We start from the raw sequence: 19,826 nt of genomic DNA on the forward strand, positions 1-19,826 counted from the left end.
CAACAGGGATAACGGGTCCAACAGGAGTAACGGGTCCAACAGGGATAACAGGTCCAACAGGAGTAACGGGTCCGACAGGGATAACAGGTCCAACGGGAGGGACTGAAGGTTGTCTGTGTGATTGCTGTGTTTTACCTATGCAAAGCGTCTTACAACAACTTATTGGAGAAACTGTGATTCTCGGCACCATTGCAGACACACCCAACACGCCCCCACTTTTCTTTCTCTTTACTATCACTTCTGTAAATGATTTTTTAGTTACAGTTACAGACGGCCCCACAACCTTCGTGGTTAATATTTCTGATGTAACAGGGGTAGGATTTTTACCACCGGGACCACCTATAATATTACTTCCACCTGTCGATGTAGGATGTGAGTGTGAATGTCGTGAACGACCAATTAGACAATTATTGGATGTGTTTATTGGATCTACAGTAAGTCTTTTAGCAAGTAATGGTTCTATTGCAGCAGATTTTAACGTGGAACAAACGGGACTTGGTATAGTGCTAGGTACATTACCTATAAATCCAACTACAACCGTTAGGTTTGCTATTTCAACTTGTAAAATTACAGCTGTAAATATAACTCCTGCTACGATATAATTGATTTCTTTCAGAAGTATCTATTTAATTTCATTGATAATGATTATGTCATACAAACATACTTTGAAAAATGAATAATAAATGCACTACCAAAAAGGCAAGCATATACCAATGCTTGCCTTTCGTTCTAACGACGATGTTCAACAAGGTCGATTACACCTAAAACGACGTGAGCTAAACCAAAACCAAATACTGTATTTGCAATCATTTTATTAGTTCCACGAGTTTGTTTAAGAGCGTAACCTGCTGCTGTCACTGCTGTACCTAGAGCTGTTGGAATTAATCCTTCACGAATGTCCACAGTGATGCCTCCTTGTTCCGTAGTTAGTAAATTTGTTTTAATGCTTTGAAGTAAAGTATTAAAACAAGTATTAGTATTTTACTTTTTAATAAAATTATGTAGAATTTCCATGTTATATAATTAGACAAATTTAACATTAAACATACAGTATATACGAAGGAGTATGTGTATTATCTGAACAAAAAAGTGCTAACAAGTTTGCAAACGAACTTGCTAACACCTATACAAAATAGACATAAATTATCGCTGATATGTCTGCCTCAATAATAGCCAGAATCAACTAGAACATACTATTACGAAACGCTCATAAAACCATTCTTAATATCAAGAATATAATCACCCAGATATTCCTTTACTTTTAAGACGGAAACGAGGCATGATATTGATTTCTACCTCAGAGTTTGCGTCAAATAATAAAAAAATACGGTTTGTAAAACTAAAAATACAACAAGCTACAACCGGCATGAAATGGATTAAGATATTTAGAAATTTAAAAGATGATTTTCAAATAGGGGGAGAGGTGGATTTAGACCATATTCTCCAATATCCGAAAGATTATATTGTAGGAGAAAATAAAAGGGTGTTATTTCCATACAATGAGAGAATTTATAAAGTTCAAGGTACTAAAATAGAACCGGGTATAACAGTAAAGGAAAGAGAGTATTTATTTAAAGAATTTCAGCGTAAATTCTCTTATTTCACAATACTTCCAGAATGTAAAAAGGTAGCTACAAATAACAAAAATGAATTATTTCCTTTATTTGCCCCAAAAGGATTAGAGACATTAACATTAGAAGTTTGGTCTGAAAATATAGTGCTGGAAATAGAACAAACATTACTTGAGAGTCAAATTGTTTTGACTAAAGTTGGTGAAAATTCTTATGTATTGAATACAGATTTTCCAGTGTTATTAAAGATTGTGAGATACAATATTGAAAAGGTGTTACAAAATCCATATAAAATGCAATATTGCCAAAAATATAAAACAAATCTTGTAGATGATGTTACGAAAGCTGTCTATGCTACCGCGGGCGAGCGCAGTGATGCGACATTAGCATTAATCGCATTGAAAAATTGTGATGGACGAGAAAAAATTGATCCAAAACAAATCATTAGAGAGGGATTTGCACGAGCAAACCGTATTTCAACATTTATTAATTTATTTATAGGCCAAAGTGTATCTCGTAAAACAATTGTAAATAGTGTTTTTAGTTTATTAGAGCAAAAAGGATTTTTGAAGCGTAGTTGGAATAAGATAAATTTACCTTGTATATATGTTAATTTATCAATTGAACGAATATCGAAATTTGATTTCTTACCTATTCTTTCAAAAATAAAAGGAAAAGAAATTTTATATAAATTATATGGGAATACAGAATGGCAAACGATTGATTACGTATTATTAAATATAAATAAACATAATGCATTTTTACCACAACCATCAAAGAGAAATGATATGGGAGCTCTTTTTAAACAATATGTTTCCGAAACATTAATGGAAATTGTACAATATGCAAAAGAACAAAATGAACAAGTTTATTTCATTGTAGATGCAAATTTGAGAAGGTATTGGATAAAAGAGTTACAAAATAAAGAAATTAATACAGATATTTTACCTGATATTGTTCCAGAGGTGTTAAAGGTTCCAAATTTAAATATTATTAGAATAAATACAGGTTTTGATGTACCAAGTTACGGTGTAATAGAATCTGATGATGCTCTAGATAGCATTGGCTTATATACAGATCAAAAAGGGATGTATTATAGCACTGGTGAATATTCACTTAATTGTAGTGGGATTTTTCAGCGATATATACTTGAAATTTTACCATTGGGTGTAAAACCTGTAGAAAGGGATTATATCGCTAAAATGATACATTACATGTGCTGTAATTCTAGTATGCTTTCGAAAAAGAATGTACACATTACATATTCCATGCATATGGAAAAAGTAATAAAGAGTTATATTACTGACATAGATGCAAGAGAGTTTAAAGAATTTGATGATGAATTGGATGTAGATGTAGTAAAAGTAGAAAAGAAAGATTCAATTATTCTACTTTAAATACTAGTAAACAAATCCTGCTCGTTATATCGATCAGGATTTGTCATTTTTTTATGTAAATAAGGATATCCTTTGTCAAGTATCTTTTCGTTTACATATTTACTTTATGTGCAGACAGGATTAATATGTTTTTTAGAAATACAAAAACTATTTCATATGGAAAAACGATTTTTATTAATTGAAAAAATTTGAAAGGAATGGGGAATTGTGAAGAAATTAGATGTGCTCTTAATGCTATTGAGCGGCCTCTTTCCAATTGCAGGACTTACAAAGCAAATCCCTCTAGAACAATCTATATATATTGGAGGGCTTTTATTTTTTACTAGTTTCGGTAGTTATTTTGCTAAAAAGATGTATTCACGTATATGCAGTTGGATAGCGTATGCGCCATTTATAACACTACTGTTAGTTATTTGGCATCAAGATATTGCAACAAGCTCAATCATAGCAAATGCGAAAATTGCTGCATGTGTCGCGTTAATTCCATGTTTATTCCGTTTTCGTACATATGGACTTACTTTGGGCTTATTCTCATTATGGGCCGCTTTACTATGGGATATAAAAGAAGTACAGTCGTTAGTCATACTTGAACGCATAACGAGTTTAATGACAAGCCATTATGTATATATATTACTATTAATTGGAGGACTTGTATTAGGAGGATTACTTGCGATGTTCATTCACCGCAAAGAGAAAGATAAGCAAGAAAATATAAATCTACTTGGACCAAAAAAGAAACGCAAAAGATTATCAATTAAGATTCGACTTCCAAGATTGCCGAAATTAAAGATGAAACTATTTAAGTTTGGTGGGAAAGAATCTAAAAGTAAAATGCCAGAAAAGATCCATGAGTATAAGTACGAAGAACCAGTTGCAACATATGAAATGACAGAGCAAATAGATCCATACAAAGAAAATGCAGTTCAAGGTCAAACAAGGATGGAACGCCGAAGAAATAGGTATAATGCATAATGAGGTTTAATAACCCCGTAATGACTTATCTTAATATTGATAAATCATTACGGTTTTTTTATGTAATGAAATGAAGGTTGCTAATGTGGGGGAAACAGCATATTTTATAGGTGGGAACCAAAATGAAATAAGGGGAGGATAAAATGCTTATCATTACATATATATCTGCTTGTATATTATTCTTAGTTAGTTTTTTACATGTATATTGGGCTTTCGGAGGTAATTGGGGGACAAATAGTGTTATTCCAACTAAAGCAGGGGAAAAGGCGTTTACACCTCGTGCCGGAATGACATTGGTCATTGCATTATTATTAAGTATGGCAGCAATAATTTTGTTGCAACAAGCAAATATTGTTCATTTTGCAGTTCCTAATGTTATTATTCAAGTCGGTTCCTGGATTTGTATGATCGTCTTTTCTATTAGAGTAATTGGTGAATTTAACTATTTTGGTATCTTTAAACGACAAAAAGATACGCACTTTGCAAGAATGGATACCGGTTTATATATTCCACTTTGTGCATTTTTATCTTTATCTTTCTTATTAGCAATAATTTTGTGAGTGAATAATAGTAGTTTCCGTTCTCAAAATATATATAAACGTGAGAAATCTAAGAGGTAAATAAAAAGGATGTAAGCGCCTTCTTGTCGAAATGTAAATTATTATGAAAGGCGGTGACACTATGAAGTATGTAAAAGTTAGTATGAATGGTGGAAGTGAACATAAATTCTCAATGACTTTAGATCGGTTTGAAGAACTTATTACTACAGAGAATGGGATATTAGAAAATAAATTAGTATGTATTGAAAATGTAATGATTAATCCTACTAATATATCTTCTGTAGTTGAAAAAATTGGTGTACCGGCTAAGTTTATGGAAGCTTAAAATCTTTAGATAAAAAACATCCATTGAGGATGTTTTTTAATTTATAAATATGAAATTGTGCAGTGAAATTTTGAGTAGATTTTTTAGCAATGACTGTGCATATATTAAGTACCTGAACATGTTGCTTAATACATGCACGAAATAATAAGCACAAGCATATATTATGTAGTAGGACAAGATCTTCGTGTCCTACTTAATACTCAGAAAAAACCTCTAATCACATAAGAGCAGCTAATTGCAGGGTGCTCTTATTTTTTATGAAAATCTACTATGAGCCTTATTTTATAGTAGGATGCAATAATAAAGGGCTATTTTGAAATAGTGTTTTTTAGCCTTTAATTTTAAATTTATCTTTAACGTTAATAAATATTAAAAATAATATGATAGCAGAAATTAAGTTAGATAAGTAGAAATTTTGATGAAACAGTAGTTCAAAGATGACATCGAAAGTAACGAATAAGGCAATAGCAGGTAGTATGCAAATAAATATAAATCTCCAATTTTTTAAGTAATGTTTATAATTTGTAAGTACTTTATCCATAAATATAGCTCCTATATTTTTGTTTTTATATAATTATACATTTAGATACAAGGATTTTCAAAGTAAAAATATTTAGCAATTCAAAAATATAAGGAGAGCTTTTGTTGAAAATCCAGATTGCTGTAGTAATCTGGATTTGACTTTAAAGAACTATACTAAAATGATACACTATAATCTACGTTATTTTTGAAATGAATAGAGGGATTTGTGTGATAGATAAAATTAAAAATGCTGTAGAGGATATGTACGAAGATGAGGCTAAAGATTTACTTCAAAGTATTCTCATAAAGTTAAACTTATTAGAAGAAAACTATAGTGAAGATACAATTAAAAATTTGATGGATATTCCGAAACAATTAACAAGTAATCCTACTTATAAAAGGAATGTAAAAGACAGTACGCACGTACATATTGCTTTTGATGATTCAACGGCTGGTTGCTTAAAATATATGTTAAGTCAAGAAGAATTATTTGAAGAGAGTGTTGTTGCTTTTTCGGAATTTTTTTCAATTGGACCGATATATAGGTTGCATACGAATGAGGGGCAACTAGCAAGACAGGAGTGGTTAATAAATAACTTAACTGCTTATGATAGTTATTTTGAAGAAGAATATTTATCAAGATTTATAGCAACTATAGAAGAACTACATACTATTCCTGTTGAAACACCTATTACAATTTGGAAGGCTGATAATGCACATGAACATGTAGGCCTAAGTTTTGTAATAGCACAATTAAAGGATAAGAAAAACATTCGAGTTATTAATACGTCTGAAGCAAGTAGAGAAATATTAAAACAAGAGTATGATATTCGTGGAACGGGAGAATTACCACCTGAAAGTTTAGCTCTATTCCAAAAAAGTTTTATAAAGTTACCTTATTTAACTGAAGAGAAGCGCATGAAGTTTGAACATGAGTGGGATAGATTATCGGAAAGCATAGAATGTTTAAGAGTGTGGAAAGAAAATGAAGTGCATTTTGTACAAGAAGATTATTTTGATCAATTTATAATTGAATGCGCGAAAAGTGTGGGTGCTGATCGAGAGTTCCTCAAAGCTCCTAGAGTAATTGGTGAAGCACTTGGTCTTGTTGAACAATTGGTTGGAGATACCTTCTTAGAATATCGCTTGAAACAATTAATTAAACAAGAAGTATTTGAATTTGAAGGTTCGTTAGATGAAATGAGTTTTTATAGTGTGAAGTTAAGGAAATAATAAACACATTCTATTTTTGAAAGGCTCGTATTTTTAATAATACGAGCTTTTTAAGTTGAATTTGGGCTATACATAAGCTTCCTAGAGAGGGCATATCACATATGAATGATAAAGGTAATGAATGAAAAGAAGGTGATTTGTTAATATGTATAACCAACAAAATTATCCATATGATCAAGCGATGTATTATAATCCACAAAACTACGGGTATGAACCTACAAATGAAGTGAGAGATATTGAACAAGAAGATTACAGACCAGATGATGCGGAGGATGCTCCAACGTCACCACCACCGTCACAAGCGCCATCGTTACCGTCTACATTTGCTTCTCCGGCACAACCAGGCAATATGAAATCATGGATGTGTAACTGTTTAGGAAGATGGGGCTATTTACGTTTACATCGTCCTGGACCTTTTGGAAGGGATTTATGGTTCTTTCCGACTGAAGTGAGAAGAAACGGAGTATCAGGTTACACTTGGCAAGGTGGTCGTCGTCGTAAAGTAAGTTATCGCTATCAACAAATTAGTAATTTTATGTGCTTCGCATAAAGAGAGGTGGGAGAGTAAAACGATTGTACTCTCTCACTTTTTTATTTTTCAATATACGAAGTAAGATTTTGATTAAAAATTTACAATTTTCACGTTTTTATTAGAGTATAATGCATATGTTGGTTGGTTTTCAAAAACAAATGAGAGTGAGGGAATACAATGTCAATGAAAAACAAAGTTGGGTTAAGCATAGAGGATGGCATTAATTTAGCTTCAGCTCAGTTTAAAGAAGATGCGTATGAAATTTATAAAGAATCGCGAAAAAAACAACCTATATTATTTGTAAACCAAGTTGAAATCGGTAAAGAATGGCTCATTACTAGATATGAAGATGCTCTGCCACTTTTAAAAGATAATCGTTTAAAAAAAGATTGGACAAATGTGTTTTCTCAAGATATAAAGAACATGTATCTTTCCGTTGATAATAGTGACCACTTAACAACACATATGCTAAATTCAGATCCACCTAACCACAGTCGTTTACGATCTTTAGTTCAAAAAGCTTTTACACCGAAGATGATTGCACAATTAGACGGAAGAATTCAGAGAATAGCAGATGATTTGATAAGTGATATAGAGCGAAAAGGTATATTAAATCTTGTGGATGATTATTCATTTCCATTACCAATTATTGTGATAAGCGAGATGCTCGGTATTCCAAAAGAAGATCAAGCGAAATTTAGGATTTGGTCTCATGCTGTTATTGCATCACCAGAAACACCTGAAGAAATAAAAGAGACTGAAAAACAACTATCTGAATTTATTACATATCTTCAATATTTAGTTGATATTAAAAGAAAAGAGCCAAAAGAAGACTTGGTGAGTGCTTTAATACTTGCAGAGAGTGAAGGGCATAAACTTAGCGCTCGGGAACTATATTCAATGATAATGCTATTAATTGTCGCAGGACATGAGACGACAGTGAATTTAATTACAAATACGGTATTAGCACTTCTTGAAAATCCAAATCAATTACAGTTATTAAAAGATAATCCAAAACTAATTGATTCGGCTATTGAGGAAGGATTGCGTTATTATTCTCCAGTTGAGGTTACAACTGCAAGATGGGCAGCGGAACCTTTTCAAATTCACGACCGAACAATCGAAAAAGGAGATATGGTTGTCATTGCCTTAGCTTCTGCAAACCGTGATGAAACTGTATTTGAAAACCCAGAAGTATTCGATATTACTCGAGAAAATAATCGTCATATTGCCTTTGGTCATGGTAGCCATTTCTGTTTAGGCGCTCCACTTGCGAGGTTAGAAGCAAAGATTGCTATTACTACTTTGTTTAATCGAATGCCTGAACTACAAATAAAAGGGAATCGTGAAGAAATTAAATGGCAAGGGAACTATTTAATGCGTTCTTTAGAGGAATTACCTTTAACTTTCTAGAATAGTTAAAAGGAGACATGCATACATCGAAAATGATTTACATAGAGTATGTATGTGTTATTTAAATTCGAAACGGAAGGGTGAAGACATCCCAATGATCAACTAATTCTATTTGTAAGAGATCTTCGTTAAAAAACGAAATATTCTTCTGAATAGGGTTAGTCTGTACATTTATAGAAAAGGGATGTATTTCGCTCTGCGAATATATAGTCTTTTTATATGATTTGTGCTGCCTCCTGTTCAGAACATGAAATAGGAGGCTTTTTTATGTCGACAAATGTAGTAACGAAACAAAACAATGGGGTATCACAAGTATTAAAAAATCGGTTTGTACAAGGAATTTTAGCATCAGCATTATTTTTACAAATAGGAATATGGGTTCGAAACTTTGCGGTATTACTATATGTAATGGAAATGACAAAAGGTGATGCTTTTGCTATTTCTATGATTTCAGTTGCTGAATTCGCTCCAATTTTTATTTTTTCATTTATTGGCGGTACCTTTGCTGATAGGTGGAAGCCAAAGAAGACAATGATATGGTGTGAAACGTTAAGTTCCATTTCAGTATTCGCTGTATTAATTACGCTTATGTTTGGAACGTGGAAAATTGTGTTTTTTGTGACACTCATCTCTGCAATCCTTTCACAGTTTTCACAACCATCTGGAATGAAGTTGTTTAAACAACATTTATCAACGGAACAAATTCAATTAGCGATGTCTATATATCAAACGATATTTGCAATATTTATGGTATTAGGACCAATTCTAGGGACATTTATCTTTCATAGTTTTGGAATTTATATTTCAATCATCATAACAGGTATCTCGTTTTTACTTGCGGCAGTTGTATTGTTATTTCTTCCGAAAGATCTTGAAAACGACGTAGAAAAGAAAGATATCACTCTGCTGCAGGAGATGAAGGATGGTATTAAGTATGTCAAAAAGAAAAAAACATTAACTTTGCTAGGGCTTTGTTTTATGGCTGCAGGACTAGGTATAGGATTAATTCAGCCATTAGGTATATTTATTGTGACTGAGCAGTTAGGATTATCAAAAGAGAGTTTACAGTGGCTACTAACAGTAAATGGTGCGGGAATGATTGTTGGCGGAGCATTAGCAATGGTATTTGCGAAAAATGTTGCTCCGCAAAAGATGTTAATTATCGGTATGCTTGGTCAAGCAATTGGTATTGGCATTATAGGATATTCTACAAATTTATGGGTGACACTTACGGCGCAGCTTTTTAGTGGTTTAGCTCTTCCTTGTATCCAAATTGGTATTAATACGCTTATTATTCAAAATAGCGATACCGATTTTATAGGTCGTGTAAATGGTATTTTAAGTCCGCTTTTTACCGGTTCAATGGTAGTAACGATGAGTATAGCTGGTTCATTAAAAGAGATGTTTTCATTAAGTATGATGTATGAAGGGACGGCTTTACTTTTTATAATTGGATTATTGTTTATTTTACCTATATACAATTTAAAGCCAGTAATAGCGGTAGAAAGTGAAATAAGTGGTAAAGGAAGTGCCGTACAAAATGAATCCTAATCCAAATGTTAAATACCCTATTGAAGGAAATCAAAACGTTCAATTTATAAAAAATATAATAACAAAACCTAATATACTTGTTGGTGACTATTCTTATTTTGATGCAAAAGATGGAGAAACATTTGAAAATCGAGTATTACATCATTATGAATTTCTTGGAGATCGCCTTATTATTGGAAAGTTTTGTTGTATTGCATCTGGAGTTAACTTTATTATGAACGGAGCCAATCATCGGATGGATGTATTTTCGGCATATCCATTTAATATCTTTGGAAATGGGTGGGAGAAGTATACACCTAGTTTGTCTGATTTACCTTATAAAGGTGATACAGTTATAGGAAATGACGTTTGGATTGGTATGGATACAACAATTATGCCCGGAATAAAAATAGGGGATGGTGCAATCATTGCAGCTAAATCTGTTGTGACTAGAGACGTCGCACCATATACAATTGTTGGTGGAAACCCTGCAAATAAAATAAAAGAGAGATTTTCAAATGAAATAATTCAAGAATTATTGCAAATTCAATGGTGGCATTTTGATATTGAAAAAATAACTGAAAATATAGATGTGATTGTACGAGGAGATATTGAACCATTAAGAAAGCTAAAAAGGGAATAAAAAATGCATGACAAAGAGTATCATACCTCCGAATGTTGTTAATGATAATAGAACAAGGAGGTGTGATACTATGGCACAAGACGTTTTATGTGAAGTAAATAACTGTAAATTTTGGGCGAACGGTAATAAATGTAGTGCAGAGGCAATTTACGTAGTAAGTCATAAAGGTAAACATGCATCTACAACGGAAGAAACAGATTGCAAAACTTTCGATCCAGAAGTGTAAATGTTTGAAGGGTAGCCAAATCGTGGTTGCCCTTTTATTAATTATAGTATTGATAATAAATATCATTTTCATTCATTGTTTTTAACTTTTCTTGTTATTTTTTCATATTTTTTTCATAAGTGATGTAATCCAACTCAATTCATGTTCAATTCGTGATTTACTAAATTCAATGACTTCAGTAATAAAAGATGAGGTAATATCTAGAGACTGAATAGCAGTAAGCTGATTATATAGTACGTTTTGACGTACAGTCAAAATCTCTTTTCTATCCTCATAGTCAAGTTTTTCAAATAGCGCAATACGAACAAGAAATTCTGTATTGTTTGTCGCAAGTTTTTCGGGAAACTCTCGTAACATTTCAGAAAAAATTTCTTCTCCTGTTTCTGTTATATCGTACATATTTCGGTTTGGTTTTCCGACTTGTTTATGTATTTTTTTCGTTATAGCACCCATATTTTCAAAGCGCCGAAGGGCAGGATAAAGCATGTTGTGATTTAATTCGAAATTTTCACCTAAACGATTTTGAACATTTTTTTTAATTTCATATCCATGTTTTGGTCCTGTCGTTAATTCTGCTAGTAGTAAAATGTCAACGTACATAAAAATCCCCCTTATATATTTCTCAAGTTCTCTAATGAAAAATCCCCTTTGGTATATGTTAAAATAACATATGATAGTTTATACAACTTTGGACTGCCGACCTATCACTTTTATTGTAAAAGAAAAGGGAGGAAAGAACTATGGCTTCACCTGAAAATGTTATTTTAGTTCATGAAATTTCAAAGCTGAAAACAAAAGAAGAATTATGGAATCCATATGAATGGTATCGTTTGATGAGGGATAATCACCCAGTTCATTATGATGAAGAGCAGGATGTATGGAATGTTTTTTTATATGATGATGTAAATCGTGTTTTATCAGATTATCGCTTATTTTCAAGTAGAAGGGAGCGCAGACAATTCTCAATCCCTCCTTTAGAAACTAGAATAAATATAAACTCTACAGATCCACCAGAACATCGCAATGTACGTTCCATTGTTTCTAAGGCATTTACTCCAAGAAGTTTAGAACAGTGGAAACCTCGAATACAGGCTATCGCAGATGAACTTGTACAACATATCGAAAAATGTAGTGAAGTTAATATCGTTGAACAGTTTGCTGCACCTTTACCTGTTACCGTTATTTCCGATTTATTAGGAGTCCCAACAACAGATCGTAAAAAAATGAAAGAATGGTCTGATATTTTATTTATGCCGTATAGTAAAGAAAAGTTTAATGATCTGGATGCCGAGAAAGGGATAGCATTACATGAATTCAAAGCATACCTTCTACCGATTGTTCAGGAAAAGAGATATCATTTAACCGATGATATCATTTCTGATTTAATTCGAGCTGAATATGAAGGCGAAAGATTAACCGATGAAGAAATTGTAACCTTTTCATTAGGTTTACTAGCGGCTGGGAATGAAACCACTACAAATTTAATTATTAATAGCTTTTATTGCTTTTTAGTAGATTCACCTGGAATTTATGAAGAGTTAAGAAAAGAACCTAACTTAATTTTAAAAGCGATTGAGGAAGTATTACGCTATCGCTTTCCTGTTACATTGGCCCGGAGGATTACAGAGGATACAAATATATTTGGTCCTTTCATGAAAAAGAATCAGATGATTGTTGCGTGGGTTAGTGCAGCGAATTTAGATGAGAAAAAATTTTCACAAGCCTCTCAATTTAATGTACATCGAACAGGAAATGAAAAGCATTTAACCTTTGGGAAAGGTCCTCACTTTTGCTTAGGAGCACCACTTGCACGTTTAGAAGCTGAGATTGCATTAACTACCTTTATAAATGCTTTTGAAAAAATAGAGCTATCTCCATCTTTCTGTTTAGAAAAATGTATATTGGAAAATGAACAAACATTAAAATACTTACCTATTCGATTGAAAGCCAAATAAAAATCTTAACAAGGTGCATACATTTGCATCTTGTTTTTTTGTTTCTCAATTGTGAGTTTTCGGTAATTACCTTAATATGGAATTGTATAAAACGTAGAGGAGGATTCTTATGTTGACTTGTAATGGAAGTAAATCATTTCAAAAGTTTATTAAAGGTGTTACAAATCTTATGGAAAACGGTTTATTTGAAGAAGAAATAGTGTGTGGCATTGAAAAGTTACTAGAAGAACTTTTAGAAAAGAAAACATGGCTTCCGTTAGATAAACAGAAGGCCAATTTGACTCAATATGCACGACATTTATTGTATGAAGATCCGCTCAAACGTTTTGAAGTACTAGCTCTCGTATGGAAAGATGGACAATCTACACCTTTACATGACCATGACGGCACATGGGGAGTAGAAGGCGTTTTTTCAGGAAGGATTATGGTGAAGAACTTTATACAAACGAAACAACTTGGAAATTCACTTGTTTATTTAACACATACAGGAAATCTTTATTTGGGAGAAGGAGAAACAGATAAAGTAATTCCACCAGCGGATTGTCATATTCTTGAAATTAGCAAAAATGAAAGCGTTATTACGATTCATGTCTATGGAAAACGGCTAGAAAAGTTTAAAGTATATATCCCAACTGAAGAAAAAAATGTGTACATGTGTGAGACAAAATACATTAGTTATAATTCATAGTTTAAAATCCAAAGCTTTTTTAAAAAGAAAAGCTTTGGATTTTATTTTTAATTATTTCTTGACCTGAAACGCTTTTCATAAATTATAAATAAGAAGTACCTCACGAGGATTGTATGAAAACGATACCTAATAATTAATTAGAACTCGTGTATTTATAGAAAGTGGTGAAGAAATAATGAAATTAATCGCAATTGATTTAGATGGAACTCTTCTTTCGGGGAATAAAATGATAAGTAAAGAAAATGCAGAAGCAATTCGAACATGTCAAGAAGCTGGCCATGTTGTAGCAATTTGTACAGGACGTTCTCTTGTTGACATTGAGCGATTATTGTTAGAAGTTAATTTAGAGTGTCCAATCATTGCGGAAAATGGGGCTCTTATATATAAAGATAAAAAAATGATGAAGAGATATCCAATTCAAAATATGCAGGCACTTGAAATTGTAGAATATCTTGAAGAGAATGGTTTATATTATCAGCTTTATACTGATAAAGGTGTGTATGTACCGGATTATGGAGTAGAGAGTGTACGTAATGAAATTGAGTATGTGAAGAATTCAAAAGAAAATTTCGACTTGAAAGAGTTAGAAACAATCGCAGCATTATATCTTGAGCATACAGCGTTTCATAGTGCGGAAAGTTGTAAACCAATTGTAGAAACAGATATACATGTGCATAAACTATTACCATTTTCTTATGATATTGAGAAATTAAAAAAACTAAAAGAAACATTTCTTCATAATACAGATTTAGCAATTACATCTTCATATTGGCACAATTTAGAGATTAATCATCGAGATGCTCAAAAAGGGAATGGATTATATACTTTAGCAGAATATCTTAATATTCCGGTTGAAAACACTGTAGCGATAGGTGATGGACTAAACGATGTTTCTATGATGGAAAAAGCGAATATATCAATTGCAATGGGAAATGCAGTTGAAGAAATAAAAGCAATGTGTAAATACGAAACGTTATCAAATGAAGAACATGGTGTGGCACATGCTTTATATAAATATGTAATGTAATTAAAAAAAGAAAAAAGAATCCAAATGGATTCTTTTTTCTTTTTTATTAGGGGTAAGGTATTCTATGAGATTCATAGAAGCCTTATTACATTTTATTATATAGAATATATTGGAATAAATGTTTATATTTTTCATGGGAAATGTGAATATTTTATGAACTTTATACTTATTGCATGTTTATACCGCTATTAGTAACGTGTATGACTCTCGAGTAAAAATTCAGTGAATGTAAGGAGGAATTCAAGTTATCTAGATAATAAGTGAGGAATCAACGAAATATATACTAATTAAAGGTATATTCAGTATATATATTCTTTTCTTTTTTTAATTGAAAAATAAAATTTGTTCGAATAATTATTCTACAGCTATATACCTACACTAGCTTTCTTCGTATAATGGAGAAGTATGAATTTTAGATTTGTATTAATTTTACATATTGAGGTGAAAAAGGAATGAATTCGCGGCTAATGGAACTTATTGATGTGAGTACAATAGAAACCATGGCAGAACAATTTTATAAATTAACTAACATATCACATCAACTTCTTGATGCTGAAAAAGAGTGTGTTTTTTCATTCGGAATGAATGAGATAAAAAAGAGTAAACTTCCAAAGATTGAAATCCCCATTTTCTTATACAATCAACATTTAGGATCTTTTGTTGTATGGTCCAAAAAAAGTGAAATTTTCAGTTGTCAAAAATACTTTGAAATGCTCTCAAGTTTAATTTTAGATAGTGCAATAAAAGTATTTCAAAGTAAAAATACAACGTTGCTTTCTCAGAAAGAGGAGGAACTACATACGATTTTACAAAACATGCCTGTTATGGTCGATGCGCTTGATTATAATGGAGATTTTGTTTTGTGGAATCGAGAATGCGAAATTGTAACAGGTTATACCGCTGAAGAAATAATTGGAAATCCCAATGCACTGCAATTATTGTATCCTGATCATAATTATCGCCATCAAATACAAAAGAAATTTTTAACTTGTGGAAAAAATTTCAGAGATTGGGAAATGCACTTAACATGTAAAAATGGTGAAATCAAAACAATAATGTGGTCGAATATATCAGAACAGTTTCCTGTAACAGGATATAGTTATTGGGCTGTTGGTGTAGATATTACACATTTAAAAGCGATAGAAGAGCAGTTAAAACAACAAACATCTGAACTGGAATTAATTTTTAAAGCTTTACCAGATTTATGTTTCTTAACAGAAGATGATGGCACAATTATAGATTACAAGGCAGGATCTCCTACAAAGTTTTACGTACCCGCAGAAGCTTTTATGGGAAAAAAGTTTTACGAAGTATTACCAACGTCAGTAGCACAGCAGTTTCAGGAAGCCATTAATCAAGTGAAGGAAAAAGGAACGAATGTAATTGTAGAATATCCACTCACACTTAATGGAAGTATTGATTTCTTTGAGGCTAGGTGCTTACCATTATTACATGATAAAATTATGATTATTGTACGCGACATTACAGAGCGAAAAAAGACAGAAGAATTGCTAAATAAATCAGATACGCTTGCAGCAATTGGTCAATTAGCAGCTGGCGTGGCTCATGAAGTAAGAAATCCTTTAACTGTAATTAAAGGTTTTATACAGTTATTTCAAATTAATAAAGAAGATCAAGAAAGATATTTTGATCTTATGCTTTCTGAAATTGAAAGGATAGAAGCAATCCTGCAAGAATTTCTATCAATCGCTAAAACAGATGAGATAAATACAGAAAAGAAAAATATTTATCGAATTTTTAAAAATGTCGTATCGTTAATGAATACAAAAGCAATTATGAAAAATATTCAAGTTGAACTATTTACGGATGACAAAGATATAATTATTGAATGCTCAGAAAATCAATTGAAACAAGTATTTATTAATATTTTGCAAAATTCAATCGAAGCTATGCCAAATGGTGGGGAAATTTCAATTCACATAAAAGAAATAAATGATGATGGTGTCATCATTCATGTAATAGATGAAGGAATAGGAATACCTGAAGAAAGAATTAAGAGATTAGGTGAACCTTTTTATAGTACGAAAGAAAAAGGGACTGGTATTGGATTAATGTTAAGTTATAAAATTATTGAAAGTCATCGAGGGACAATTAGTATCATGAGCGAGGTTGGTGTCGGGACAACAGTAACTATTTACTTACCGAAAGTACTAAGTAAACAATCTCTTTCTAATTGTGACGACAAATGTATAGCAATACGCACTAGTAGTAATTCTTAAATCAATTAATACCCAATAACAAAGCGATTAGTGAAAACTAAGCTTTTTGTTATTGGGTATTTTTTATATTTAATTTAGTAAACTTTACCTTTTCTTTACCTTTGTTTTAATTTCTATTAAGTTTTAAACATTATATTAATATTTGTACAAAGCAATGTATAGAAATTGTACATTACTTTTAATATAGAAATGTGATTATTATTTGAAATATTGTAAGGAGGAGATTATGACAAGGTGAAAAAGCAAGAGAAGAAAAGTGGTAGAGTAGTACCTCTCCGGTTAAATATTTTATTCCTTTGTGTATTTTTATTATTTTCTGGCATTATTATTCAGTTAGGGAAAGTGCAAATTTTTGATGGAGAAACATATAAAAATGAAGTAGAGAAGAGAGAAAATGCAACCGTGGGCCTTTCTGTACCACGTGGGAAAATATTTGATCGTGAAGGAAATCCAGTAGTTGATAATAAGTCTTTACGTACGATTACATATACAAAGGTGAAAGGTGTAAAACAAGAAGAAATATTAAAATCAGCAAGACAACTTGCAGATATTATTGAAATGCCACAAGAAGATATAGATAAGTTAACTGAGACTGATAAGAAAGACTTTTGGATGCAATTAAATCCAGAACTTGCTCAAGACTTAGTATCAAAAACAGAAATAGATAAGTTCCGAGATAAGGATATTACCGGAAAAGAGCTAGACAAAAAAATAGAAGATTTAAAAAGGAAACGCGTTACAGATAAAAATCTTCAAGAACTAACGGCTAAAGATATAGAAGTGTTAGCTATTAAAAGTAAAATGACCTCAGGTTTTCAAATGGCACCTCAAATTATTAAAAAGGACGTTAGTGAACAGGAATATGCGGTGATTAGTGAAAATTTAGCGAACCTTCCAGGAGTAGACGCATCAGTTGATTGGGAGAGAATCTATGTAAATGATGGATTATTCCGTTCTGTCCTTGGTAACGTTTCAAATGCTGATGAAGGATTGCCACGTGAACGATTAGATTATTATTTAGTGCGTGATTATAGCCGAAATGATAGGGTCGGCAAAAGTTATATCGAACAGCAATACGAAGATGTACTTCATGGTACAAAAAAAGAAGTAAGAAGCATTGCTGATAAACAAGGAAATACTATTAGAACGGAAACGGTTTCGGAAGGGAAAAGCGGTAAAAATTTAACTTTAACAATAGATATGGAATTGCAAAAAAAAGTAGAGGAGAGCATAGAAAAAATATTAAAACAATATAAAGGATCAGAATCAATGTTAGACCGTGCTTTCGTAGTGATGATGAATCCGAAAAATGGCCAAGTATTATCGATGGCTGGGAAAAGGCTTGTAGAAAAAGACGGGAAAATGGAAGTTGAAGATTATGCTTTAGGCACGCTGACAAGTTCATATGAGCTTGGATCAACGGTTAAAGGTGCGACAGTGTTAACAGGGTTTGAAACAAATGCAATAACTCCTGGAACACATTTTTATGATGCACCTATGAAATTTAAAGGAACTAAGGAAAAGAAGTCTTGGAAAAATTTTGGTGATATAGACGATCTAAGAGCGTTACAAGTTTCTTCAAACGTTTATATGTTTAATATAGCATTAAAAATTGCTGGCGTGGGTTATGTGAAAAATAGTTCACTAGATATTAAACAAGAATATTTTGATAAAATGAGGTATTATTTCAGGCAATTTGGACTAGGCGTACAAACTGGTATTGATTTACCAAATGAAACCGCAGGACAAATTGGAAGAAAAGATAATCAGCCTGGTTTCTTATTAGATTATTCTATTGGACAATATGATACGTATACACCACTTCAGCTTGCACAATATATTTCGACTATCGCAAATGGAGGGTATCGAATGAAACCACAAATTGTTCAAGAGATTAGAGAACAAACCGTTCAAAAAGATGAGGTTGGTAAAGTAGTACAATCAATAGAACCCGTTGTTTTAAATAGAATCGATATGAAACAAGAATATATTAATCAAGTAAAAGAAGGATTTAGAAAAGTATTTCAAGAGGGAGATGGAACGGGAGTAAGAGCATTCCAAAAAGCACCATATAAACCAGCTGGTAAAACAGGGACCGCACAAACTGTATATGGTGGAGAAAATGAAATTGGGCGAAATGCGAAAGGTGATCGTAGAGAATGTTATAACTTAACATTGGCTGGATATGCGCCATATGATGATCCAGAAGTAGCATTTTCTGTTGTAGTACCATGGGTTGAAAATGATAAATCGGGCATTAACTCCGATATTGGAAAAGAAGTTTTAGATGCTTATTTTGATTTGGAAAATAAGAGATTAACTGGTGAAGCGCCAAAAACAGATGCCTCTAAAGAGAATTAAAATGTACGAAACGTCTCTAGCATTCCTGTAAACTAGAGGCGTTTTTATCTGGGAATAGATTAGAAATGGGGTATATATGAAGCTGTTTATTCTAAAATATTGGAGGAACATATGTAGCTACATATTCATTATAATAGGGGTTATTTTTATTAATAAGTCCTTTTTATTTTGTATGGTAGAAGGAATTTCGATGCAACCTACTTTGAATGAAAAAGATTATATACTTGTTAATAAGGTAAACGTCTGTTTATCGTCTTTTCATCATGGAGATGTTGTCATTATAAAAAAAGAAGACGCGCCTACTTACTATGTGAAACGAATTATTGGATTATCGGGGGATAACATACAACTAAAAAAGGATGAGGTATTTATTAACGGTAAAAAGCGTGATGAGTCGTATATACATTTAGATAAGTCACAAGTATCCAATCGTTTTTCAAATTTTAGAGAAATAAAAGTTCCTACGCATAAATTATTTGTGTTAGGTGATAATCGTAATCATAGTAAAGATAGTAGGAATACACTTGGACTTATTGATGAATCAAATATAATAGGTAAAGTAGAAATGGTATTTTATCCATTTGATCATATAAAATGGATAAAATAATTCTATTAACGATTCACATTTTAT

20 protein-coding genes are annotated in these 19,826 nt (G+C 32.1%); 17 read left to right on the top strand and 3 right to left on the bottom strand.

What is annotated here, in order from left to right; translation table 11 throughout:
* A partial coding sequence (locus MR107_RS21890; RefSeq protein ID WP_242292706.1) for a bclA protein occupies positions 1–602 on the top strand: 602 nt, incomplete at its 5' end.
* A gap of 127 nt (positions 603–729) precedes the next feature.
* On the opposite strand, the gene MR107_RS21895 is transcribed toward MR107_RS21890, so the two are convergent.
* A complete protein-coding gene (locus MR107_RS21895) occupies positions 730–903 on the bottom strand; it encodes a hypothetical protein (RefSeq protein ID WP_000354585.1) in 174 nt (57 codons plus the stop codon).
* 382 nt (positions 904–1,285) lie between these two features.
* Here MR107_RS21895 and MR107_RS21900 point away from each other — a divergent pair, with 382 nt between their 5' ends.
* From MR107_RS21900 to MR107_RS21915, 4 genes are all read left to right on the top strand, one after another.
* Positions 1,286–2,968 carry an RNaseH domain-containing protein gene (locus MR107_RS21900; RefSeq protein WP_242292707.1) on the top strand — a complete coding sequence of 561 codons (1,683 nt, stop codon included), beginning with the start codon at positions 1,286–1,288 and terminating at the stop codon, positions 2,966–2,968.
* 207 nt (positions 2,969–3,175) lie between these two features.
* Positions 3,176–3,940 carry a DUF3959 family protein gene (locus tag MR107_RS21905; RefSeq protein WP_242292708.1) on the top strand — a complete coding sequence of 255 codons (765 nt, stop codon included), beginning with the start codon at positions 3,176–3,178 and terminating at the stop codon, positions 3,938–3,940.
* Positions 3,941–4,083: 143 nt separating this feature from the next.
* Positions 4,084–4,500 (top strand): DUF3995 domain-containing protein, encoded by a 417-nt coding sequence (locus tag MR107_RS21910; RefSeq protein ID WP_000905568.1) that lies wholly within the window; start codon positions 4,084–4,086, stop codon positions 4,498–4,500.
* A gap of 121 nt (positions 4,501–4,621) precedes the next feature.
* Positions 4,622–4,825 carry a hypothetical protein gene (locus MR107_RS21915; RefSeq protein WP_000878369.1) on the top strand — a complete coding sequence of 68 codons (204 nt, stop codon included), beginning with the start codon at positions 4,622–4,624 and terminating at the stop codon, positions 4,823–4,825.
* A gap of 328 nt (positions 4,826–5,153) precedes the next feature.
* Here the strand turns inward: MR107_RS21915 and MR107_RS21920 are convergent, their stop codons facing one another.
* The gene (locus MR107_RS21920; protein WP_000362067.1) at positions 5,154–5,366 is read right to left on the bottom strand and encodes a hypothetical protein; all 213 of its coding nucleotides are present in this window, start codon (positions 5,364–5,366) and stop codon (positions 5,154–5,156) included.
* A gap of 209 nt (positions 5,367–5,575) precedes the next feature.
* On the opposite strand from MR107_RS21920, the gene MR107_RS21925 reads away from it, so the two are divergent.
* From MR107_RS21925 to MR107_RS21950, 6 genes are all read left to right on the top strand, one after another.
* Complete coding sequence (locus tag MR107_RS21925; protein WP_242292709.1) at positions 5,576–6,580, top strand: DUF1835 domain-containing protein; 1,005 nt, start codon at positions 5,576–5,578, stop codon at positions 6,578–6,580.
* Between the two features lie 145 nt (positions 6,581–6,725).
* Positions 6,726–7,130 (top strand): hypothetical protein, encoded by a 405-nt coding sequence (locus MR107_RS21930; RefSeq protein ID WP_000282687.1) that lies wholly within the window; start codon positions 6,726–6,728, stop codon positions 7,128–7,130.
* Between the two features lie 159 nt (positions 7,131–7,289).
* A complete protein-coding gene (locus MR107_RS21935) occupies positions 7,290–8,525 on the top strand; it encodes a cytochrome P450 (RefSeq protein WP_088344669.1) in 1,236 nt (411 codons plus the stop codon).
* A gap of 267 nt (positions 8,526–8,792) precedes the next feature.
* Entirely contained in the window at positions 8,793–10,076 is a 1,284-nt protein-coding gene (locus MR107_RS21940) for an MFS transporter (protein WP_000106401.1), read from the top strand.
* The gene (locus MR107_RS21945) at positions 10,066–10,698 is read left to right on the top strand and encodes a Vat family streptogramin A O-acetyltransferase (protein ID WP_226368795.1); all 633 of its coding nucleotides are present in this window, start codon (positions 10,066–10,068) and stop codon (positions 10,696–10,698) included. Before MR107_RS21940 ends, MR107_RS21945 begins: the two co-directional genes overlap by 11 nt.
* 70 nt (positions 10,699–10,768) lie before the next feature.
* Complete coding sequence (locus MR107_RS21950; protein WP_000046095.1) at positions 10,769–10,924, top strand: DUF1540 domain-containing protein; 156 nt, start codon at positions 10,769–10,771, stop codon at positions 10,922–10,924.
* 102 nt (positions 10,925–11,026) lie between these two features.
* Here the strand turns inward: MR107_RS21950 and MR107_RS21955 are convergent, their stop codons facing one another.
* Positions 11,027–11,524, bottom strand: a complete 498-nt coding sequence (locus tag MR107_RS21955) for a PadR family transcriptional regulator (protein ID WP_000289126.1) — start codon at positions 11,522–11,524, stop codon at positions 11,027–11,029.
* 140 nt (positions 11,525–11,664) lie between these two features.
* Here MR107_RS21955 and MR107_RS21960 point away from each other — a divergent pair, with 140 nt between their 5' ends.
* The 6 genes from MR107_RS21960 (at position 11,665) to lepB (ending at position 19,802) form a co-directional block, all read left to right on the top strand.
* Positions 11,665–12,879, top strand: coding sequence for a cytochrome P450 (locus MR107_RS21960; RefSeq protein ID WP_000168020.1), 1,215 nt, complete (start codon positions 11,665–11,667; stop codon positions 12,877–12,879).
* Between the two features lie 109 nt (positions 12,880–12,988).
* Positions 12,989–13,567, top strand: coding sequence for a cysteine dioxygenase family protein (locus MR107_RS21965; protein WP_000954442.1), 579 nt, complete (start codon positions 12,989–12,991; stop codon positions 13,565–13,567).
* A gap of 175 nt (positions 13,568–13,742) precedes the next feature.
* Positions 13,743–14,594: a Cof-type HAD-IIB family hydrolase gene (locus MR107_RS21970; RefSeq protein WP_226368727.1), complete on the top strand. Its 852-nt coding sequence runs from the start codon at positions 13,743–13,745 to the stop codon at positions 14,592–14,594.
* A gap of 452 nt (positions 14,595–15,046) precedes the next feature.
* Positions 15,047–16,834 carry a PAS domain-containing sensor histidine kinase gene (locus tag MR107_RS21975; protein ID WP_025710278.1) on the top strand — a complete coding sequence of 596 codons (1,788 nt, stop codon included), beginning with the start codon at positions 15,047–15,049 and terminating at the stop codon, positions 16,832–16,834.
* A 234-nt stretch (positions 16,835–17,068) separates the two neighbouring features.
* The gene (locus tag MR107_RS21980) at positions 17,069–19,195 is read left to right on the top strand and encodes a peptidoglycan D,D-transpeptidase FtsI family protein (protein WP_226368728.1); all 2,127 of its coding nucleotides are present in this window, start codon (positions 17,069–17,071) and stop codon (positions 19,193–19,195) included.
* A gap of 76 nt (positions 19,196–19,271) precedes the next feature.
* Positions 19,272–19,802 (top strand): signal peptidase I, encoded by a 531-nt coding sequence (gene lepB, locus MR107_RS21985; protein ID WP_226368729.1) that lies wholly within the window; start codon positions 19,272–19,274, stop codon positions 19,800–19,802.
* Positions 19,803–19,826 lie beyond the last annotated feature (24 nt).

Origin of the sequence: Bacillus cereus group sp. BfR-BA-01441 (genome assembly GCF_022663075.1) — a bacterium.
Lineage (GTDB): Bacteria > Bacillota > Bacilli > Bacillales > Bacillaceae_G > Bacillus_A > Bacillus_A cereus.